Source organism: Xanthomonas sp. NCPPB 3218, assembly GCF_056725185.1.
Genome location: NZ_CM161516.1, coordinates 5,036,170 through 5,044,027, shown reverse-complemented (window position 1 = coordinate 5,044,027; position 7,858 = coordinate 5,036,170). Strand labels below are relative to the sequence as shown.

The 7,858-nt window shown below is 65.9% G+C and carries 6 protein-coding genes; 5 read left to right on the top strand and 1 reads right to left on the bottom strand.

Features of this window, described 5'->3' with window-relative positions; genetic code table 11:
• Positions 1 to 242 precede the first annotated feature (242 nt).
• The 5 genes from rpmH to mnmE all read left to right on the top strand — a co-directional run bounded on the left by rpmH (position 243) and on the right by mnmE (position 6,762).
• Positions 243 to 383, top strand: a complete 141-nt coding sequence (rpmH, locus tag AC1PLS_RS21160; protein ID WP_002805908.1) for a 50S ribosomal protein L34 — start codon at positions 243 to 245, stop codon at positions 381 to 383.
• A gap of 38 nt (positions 384 to 421) precedes the next feature.
• The gene (gene rnpA, locus AC1PLS_RS21155; RefSeq protein WP_039512801.1) at positions 422 to 868 is read left to right on the top strand and encodes a ribonuclease P protein component; all 447 of its coding nucleotides are present in this window, start codon (positions 422 to 424) and stop codon (positions 866 to 868) included.
• Positions 869 to 883: 15 nt separating this feature from the next.
• Positions 884 to 2,605, top strand: coding sequence for a membrane protein insertase YidC (gene yidC, locus AC1PLS_RS21150; protein WP_024939151.1), 1,722 nt, complete (start codon positions 884 to 886; stop codon positions 2,603 to 2,605).
• Between the two features lie 93 nt (positions 2,606 to 2,698).
• Positions 2,699 to 5,401 (top strand): polysaccharide deacetylase family protein, encoded by a 2,703-nt coding sequence (locus AC1PLS_RS21145; RefSeq protein WP_184380608.1) that lies wholly within the window; start codon positions 2,699 to 2,701, stop codon positions 5,399 to 5,401.
• A gap of 20 nt (positions 5,402 to 5,421) precedes the next feature.
• On the top strand, positions 5,422 to 6,762 hold the full coding sequence (mnmE, locus tag AC1PLS_RS21140) for a tRNA uridine-5-carboxymethylaminomethyl(34) synthesis GTPase MnmE (RefSeq protein WP_184380606.1): 1,341 nt from the start codon (positions 5,422 to 5,424) through the stop codon (positions 6,760 to 6,762).
• Between the two features lie 161 nt (positions 6,763 to 6,923).
• Here mnmE and AC1PLS_RS21135 read toward each other — a convergent pair whose 3' ends face one another.
• Entirely contained in the window at positions 6,924 to 7,784 is an 861-nt protein-coding gene (locus tag AC1PLS_RS21135; RefSeq protein WP_065033267.1) for an acid phosphatase, read from the bottom strand.
• Positions 7,785 to 7,858 lie beyond the last annotated feature (74 nt).

Here is a 7,858-nt window from a genome sequence, read left to right as displayed (position 1 = left end):
CAAAGTATGATCATCTGTTGCTGGCTGCGGCGCGCAGAAAAGCGCCGTGCTCGCAGCCCGGTAGTGAAAAGAGGATGCGCCAGACTAGCACCGAGGACAGGGTTTTCCCAGACTTATTCACAGGTCCATCCACAGGGCTTGACCGCCATCACCTCCCCTGACTTCTGCGGGGAGTTGACCCGGCCTCTGATGGCCCTATAGAATTGCCGGTTCTATTCGTCTCCATTCATGCAGAGGGCCCCATGGCCACCAAGCGTACTTTCCAACCCAGCAACCTCAAGCGAGCACGCGACCATGGCTTCCGCGCACGTATGGCAACTGCCGACGGCCGCAAGATCCTGGCTCGCCGCCGCGCCAAGGGCCGCAAGCGCCTGAGCGCTTGATTGCCGCGCCGCTCCCTGCGGCCGAGGCAGTCCCTAACGTGAACGCATCGAACCCGTGCAGGCGATTTCCTCGCTCTGCGCGGGTTCGTACGCGTGCGCAATATACGGTCGTTTTCGATACTGCACGTCGTACCTCGGACCCGTTGCTCAGCCTGCACTGGCGGACCGGCGATACGCCGCCGCGCCTGGGCATGGCGGTGTCGCGCAAGGTCGATACGCGTGCGGTGGGACGTAACCGGATCAAACGCGTATTGCGCGATGCCATGCGGCATCTGCTGCCCGAGCTTGCCGGCGGCGATTACGTGATTGTGGCGCGCTCCGCAGCCGCAAAAGCGACCAATCCACAGATTCGCGACGCCTTCCTGCGTCTGCTGCGCCGTGCCGGCGCATTGCCCCTGCCTGCTGCGCCCGGCACAATGCCGCCCGCCAGGACGATGCACCCATCCTCCCTTTCCCCGACAGAGCCGGAACCCAGTTCCGACTGAGCGAGTTGCTGCCCGATGAACCAGACCCGTGTTTTCCTGATTTTTGCCTGGCTGATGGTCGCGGCGCTGCTGTGGATGGAGTGGGGCAAGGACAAGGCCGCCGCCAATGCGCCGGTGGTTGCGGCGACGCAGTCGGTGCCGGCTGCGCGCGATCTTGACGCTGCGGCACCGTCGGCCAATGTGCCGGCGGCCCAGGCCATTCCGCAGGCGGGCGTGCCGGGCGCCGTACCGGCGACCAGCACGACTGCCGCGACGCCGGCCGCTGCCGGTGCTGCGCCGGTGATCACCCTGACCTCGGACGTGCTGCGCCTGAAGCTGGACGGCCGCAGCGTGCTCGACGCCGAACTGCTGCAGTTTCCGCAGACCAAGGACGGCACCGCGCCGGTCAGCCTGCTGACCGAAGATGCCGCGCACCCCTATAACGCCACCAGCGGCTGGGCCAGCGAGCATTCGCCGGTACCGGGCGTGGGCGGCTTCCGCGCCGAACAGCCGGGCACCGCGTTCGAACTGGCCAAGGGCCAGAACACCCTGGTGGTGCCGTTCGTGTGGAATGGCCCCAACGGCGTGTCGATCCGCCGCACCTTCACCCTGGAGCGCGGTCGCTATGCGATCTCGATCAAGGACGAGGTGATCAACAAGAGTGGCGCGCCGTGGAACGGCTACGTGTTCCGCAAGCTGAGCCGGGTGCCGACCATCCTCAGCCGCGGCATGACCAACCCGGATTCCTTCAGCTTCAACGGGGCGACCTGGTACAGCCCGCAGGAAGGCTACGAGCGTCGCGCGTTCAAGGACTACATGGACGACGGCGGCCTCAATCGCCAGATCACCGGCGGTTGGGTGGCGCTGCTGCAGCACCACTTCTTCACTGCGTGGATTCCGCAGAAGGACCAGGCCTCGCTGTACGTGCTGAACCAGGACGGTCCGCGTGACGTGGCCGAACTGCGTGGCCCGGCCTTCACCGTGGCGCCGGGCCAGACAGCGACCACCGAAGCGCGCCTGTGGGTGGGCCCGAAGCTGGTCAGCCTGATCGCCAAGGAAGACGTGAAGGGGCTCGACCGCGTGGTCGATTACAGCCGCTTCTCGATCATGGCCATCATCGGCCAGGGCCTGTTCTGGGTGCTGAGCCATCTGCACAGCTTCCTGCACAACTGGGGCTGGTCCATCATCGGCCTGGTGGTGCTGCTGCGTCTGGCGCTGTATCCGCTGTCGGCTGCGCAGTACAAGTCCGGTGCCAAGATGCGCCGCTTCCAGCCGCGCCTGGCGCAGCTGAAGGAGCGTTACGGCGACGATCGCGTCAAGTACCAGCAGGCGACGATGGAGCTGTTCAAGAAGGAAAAGATCAACCCGATGGGCGGCTGCCTGCCGCTGCTGATCCAGATGCCGATCTTCTTCGCGCTGTACTGGGTGCTGGTGGAATCGGTGGAACTGCGCCAGGCGCCGTGGCTGGGCTGGATCCAGGATCTGACCGCGCGCGATCCGTACTTCATCCTGCCGGTGCTCAACATCGCCATCATGTGGGCCACGCAGAAGCTGACCCCGACCCCGGGCATGGACCCGATGCAGGCCAAGATGATGCAGTTCATGCCGCTGGTGTTCGGCGTCATGATGGCCTTCATGCCGGCCGGCCTGGTGCTGTACTGGGTGGTCAACGGCGGCCTGGGTCTGCTGATCCAGTGGTGGATGATCCGCCAGCACGGCGAGAAGCCGAGCAAGATCATCCAGGCCAACGCCAAGTAAGCGCAGTTGCACAGAGCCCGCCGCAAGGCGGGCTTTCTGCATGTCGCCGCAGTTGCTGTCTGCCCTGTTGTCTTCATCGCCAAGGACGCCGTCGTGATGTCATCGCCGCTGTATCGCCTGTTGCTGTGCGCCGCTTGCGCCGGAATGCTGGCGATGGCCGGCTGCGGCAAGCAGACCGCCGGCGAGGCAGCGTCTGCCGCCAGCACCGCTGCGCCGGCCGCCGCTGGTGCGCCAGCCGAAGCCGACAACGACGACGCACGCGCACTGATCGCGCAGCTGCGTGAGCAACTGGACCGGCATCGCCGCATCATCGTGTTGCTGGCCGATGCGGATGCCCAGACGCCACGCGACCGCGCCACCTCCAGCAGCGTGGGGCAGCAGCTGTTCCATGAAAACCTCCAGCAGCGCGAGCGCATCGCTGCGCGATTCGAGACGGTGTTGACGTCGAACGCAGCGCGCCGCTTCGCAACGATCGCCACGGTGCTGGACGAGATCGAATCGGCACCGGATCTCTACGATGCCGACCGCCTGGCGTTTGCCGAAGTGTTGCGCGACCTGCACGCACGCATTGGCCGGGATTCGGCACTGCCGGCAGTGAAGCTGCATCAGCGCATCGGCGAGGATCTGGAAGCGTTGGACGAGATCGAGCGCAGCTACAACAAGGAACTGACGCAGATATTCAGCCGCTTCGATCGCAGCCGCGCGATCGTGCCCAAGCGCGAGAAGTGGGACGACTACGTGGCGCATCTGCGCAGCCTGTACACGCGCGAAAAGATCCTGCGCGATCATGGCGTGGTGGAGCCGTACCCGTTCTCCGCGCGCGAGAGCGACAGCGAGATCTTCGGCCGCGACCTGCCGCCCAAGACGGTGGTGCTGACCTTCGACGATGGCCCGCACAAAGCCTATACCGAGGAGATCGTGGCCATCCTCAAACGCTACGACGTGCCGGGCGTGTTCTTCGAAGTGGGCCGCAACCTGGGTAGCCTGGACGCGCAGGGCAAGCCGACACTCGCGCCGTTATCCAAGATCAGCCACACGCTGATGGAAGAAGGTTATGCGGTGGGCAACCACAGCCTGACCCATGCGCAGTTGTCCAAGACCACTGGCGATGCGTTGCGCAGCCAGGTGCTGGACACCGACACGTTGTTGCGGGCGGTGGACGACAAGCGTGCGCCGTTGTTCCGGTTTCCGTATGGGGCGCGCAATGCCGAAGGCTTGCAGCTGCTGGGCGAGGCAGGCCTGAAGTCGATCATGTGGAACATCGACTCCATGGACTGGGCCGACCCGGTACCCGAGTCGATCGTGCAGCGCGTGCTCGACCAGGTGAACAAGGAGCAGCGCGGCATCGTGTTGTTCCATGACATCCACGACCGTGCAGTGAAGGCGCTGCCGCAGATCCTGGATCGCCTGATCGCCGATGGTTACCAGTTCGCCGGCTGGAATGGCCGCGAGTTTTCGGTGGCGCACGCGCCCAGCGCGGCGGCCGAGGCGACCGTGACCACCGGCTACGCCAACTCCTGGGCGATCGTGATCGGGATCGACGACTACGCGCACTGGCCCAAGCTCGAATATGCCGCCAACGATGCGCAGGCCATCGCCAGCACCCTTACCGGCCCGTTGGGGTTTCCGTCCTCGCAGGTGATCGTGCTCAAGAACGGGCAGGCCACGCGCAACAATATTCTTGCGGCATTCCACGATCGCCTCGGCGAGGGACGCGCGCAGACCAACGACCGCGTGTTCGTGTTCTTCGCCGGGCATGGCGCCACGCGCCGGCTGGCATCCGGGCGCGACCTGGGCTACATCATTCCGGTCGACTCGGATCCGCAGCAACTGGCCAGCGATGCGATCGCGATGAGCGACCTGCAGAACATTGCCGAAAGCCTGCAGGCCAAGCATGTGCTGTTCGTGATGGATGCCTGCTATAGCGGATTGGGGCTGACGCGCGGCGGGCCGACGTCCGGCGCCTACCTGCGCGAGAACGCGCGACGCATCGCCCGCCAGATGCTCACTGCCGGCGGTGCCGATCAGCAGGTGGCCGACAGCGGCCCGAACGGGCATTCGGTATTTACCTGGGTGCTGCTGCAGGCGCTGGCGGGCAAGGGCGACCTCAATGGCGATGGCCTGATCACCGGGACCGAACTGGCGGCCTATGTCGCACCGGCAGTGTCGGCAGTGTCGGCGCAGACCCCGGCATTCGGCAGCCTGCCCGGCTCGCAGGGCGGGGAGTTCGTGTTCCAGGTACCGAGTGGCGAGGAGTTCCTGACCGCCGGTACCGCGCAGTTGTCTGCCGATGCGATCGCACTCAACGGCCGCGTGGATGCGGCGCGTCCTGCCGCCACCACCAGCGGTGCTGCAACAGCTGCGGCGCCGGTGACGGTCAAGACGCTGCAAGGCGGCGAAGCCAGGCTGGTCTTGCCGACCGCGGTGAAGAGCAGCGACCGCCAACGTGCGCAGCTGGCCAACGAGCGCGGCCTGCAGTTGTACAAGGAAAAACGCTACGCCGAAGCGGCCGAGCAGTTTGCCGAAGCCTTGAAGCTGCGCCCGGATTTCGCCTTGGCCGCCAACAACCTGGGCTTTGTGTACTACCGCCAGGAACGCTTTGCCGAATCGGCGCGCTGGCTGGAAAATACCTTGAAAATCGATCCGTCGCGTGCGGTGGCCTATCTCAATCTCGGCGATGCCTACGCAAAAGCCGGCGATCGCGACAAGGCACGCAAGGCCTACGCCACCTATCTGGAACTGCAGCCGCAAGGCAGCGGCGCCGAGCAGGCACGCACGCAACTGCAACGTCTCTGATCCGCGTAACCTGTCTGACTATGTCTTCTTCGCCATCGACCATTGTTGCCATCGCCAGCGCCGCCGGAACCGGAGGCATCGGCATCGTGCGCCTGTCCGGGCCGCAGGCGGCGCAGATCGCCGCCGAGCTGGGTGTCCCGAATCTGCAGCCACGGCAGGCACGCTACGCGCGCTTTCGCGATGCGCAGGGCGAGGTGATCGACGATGGCATTGCCTTGTGGTTTCCGGCGCCGCACAGCTTCACCGGCGAGGCGGTGGTGGAACTGCAGGGACACGGCAGCCCGGTGCTGTTGCGGCAGCTGGTGGCGCGTTGCATTGCGCTGGGCGCGCGGCAGGCACGCGCGGGCGAGTTCAGCGAGCGCGCCTTTCTCAATGGCAAACTCGATCTGGCGCAGGCCGAAGCCATTGCCGATCTGATCGCCGCCGGCGATCTGCGCGCGGCACGCGCTGCGCGCAGATCCTTGGACGGTGTGTTTTCGCAACGTGTCGATGCGCTCAGCGACAGCCTCACCCGGCTACGCATCCATGTGGAAGCGGCGATCGACTTTGCCGACGAGCCGCTCGACACCCTGGGCGGAGCGCAGGTGCGCGACGGGCTACAGCAGGCGCGCGCATTGCTGGCGCAACTGCTGCGCGATGCCGAGCGCGGGCGCAAGCTGCGCGACGGCCTGCACGCGGTGCTGATCGGTCCGCCCAACGCGGGCAAGAGTTCCTTGCTCAATGCATTGGCCGGTAGCGAGCGCGCCATCGTCACCGATGTCGCCGGCACCACGCGCGATACCTTGCAGGAAGCCATCCAGCTCGATGGTTTCGAACTCGTGTTGGTCGACACCGCCGGCCTGCGCGAAGGTGGTGATGCGATCGAGCGCGAGGGCATGCGGCGCGCGCGTGCCGAACTGCAGCGCGCCGATCTGGCGCTGGTGGTACTGGATGCACGCGACCCGCAAGCCGCGCGCGATGCGATCGGCGATGCCATCGATACGGTGCCGCGTCAGCTGTGGATCCACAACAAATGCGATCTGCTGGCCGAAGCCACAGCGCTCGATCGCGATGCGGTCGCGGTCTCGGCGGTGACCGGGCAGGGACTGGAGCAGTTGCACGCCCGGTTGCGCGAACTCGCACTGGGCGACGGAGCGGACAGCGTGGAAGGCGAATTCTCCGCACGCACGCGGCATGTCGAGGCATTGCGCCGCGCCGAACAGCATGCAGACGCAGCGGATCTGGAGCTGGGCTTCGAACAGCTCGAACTGGCCGCCGAAGAAATGCGCCTGTCACAGGAAGCACTCGGCGAGATCACCGGCAAGCTGAGCGCCGACGAATTGCTGGGCAAGATCTTTTCGAGTTTTTGTATCGGCAAGTAGACCGCTTACCTGCCGCGACGCATGACCAGCCGATGCAGACGCTGGCTATTGGTGTTCTGCATCAAGGATCAGGGACGGCGACAAGCGCAACGCTTGTACAGCGGGTCACATGCCGATACCGAAACTCGAAGCGAGCGCCCGTAACTGCGCCGCAGAACGCGTCACATCACACCCGGCAACACCGTCTGCAATGCCGCGTTCTCGGCATCGCATGCTGGCGATGCAGCGGCGGTGGCAGGTTGCTTTGCACGTGCCTTGTCGATCTCGCGGCGCGCAGCGGCTAGATCCTTCTGGAACTCGGGGTTGTCGTGCAGCGCGGCGACGGTGGCGGCGCCCATGATGCGGCCCTGCAGGACATCGCTCTGCCAGTGCACGTTGCAGACCAGGCGGCTGTCGCCGAAGGCGCGGCCGCGGGCGAGCAGGGCGTCGCGCTGGGCGGGGGCCAGCTCGGCCAGGATCAGGCTCCAGCTCCAGCCGATGGCGGTGTGGCCGGAAGGGTAGGAGCCGTTCTTGCGCAGCGCCGCGTCGTCGTCGGGCGTGCACATCGGCTGGTCGTTGCGCATGAACGGGCGTGGCCGCTGGTAACGGGCCTTGGCTGCGCTGGTGCTGGTGCTGGCGTCGCGCATGCTGCGTTCGAGCAGGCGCAGCAGGTGCGGGGTGTGCGCCTGGTCGATCTGGATGCCGAGCGCGCAACTGAAGTGATTGGCGGCCGCCGGGAAACTCAGCGCAGCGTCCTGTGTGGCCAGGTCCCAGCGTGGTGTGCCGCGCAGGGCAAGCATGGATGTGGCGATGGCCTGATCGTTGGCGAGCGCGGCGCTGCCGTCCTGCGGCGGTGGCGGTACCAGGCGCAGGCTGTCGGGCACCTGTGCTTTTTCCAGGTAGCCATGTGCATCGGTGGCGATCACCGAGCCCGTCGAGGCCACCTTGTCGCGCGCGCTTGCACTGCCGCATCCCACTGCCAACACCGCGATGGCGACGCTGGTCAGCGTCCGGAAACAAGCGCGAGCAATGCGATCGGACATGCAGCAACCTTCAGACTACACGGATGGATGAGGGCGCAGATTACGACGCGCAGATGACATCTGCATGCCAGCGC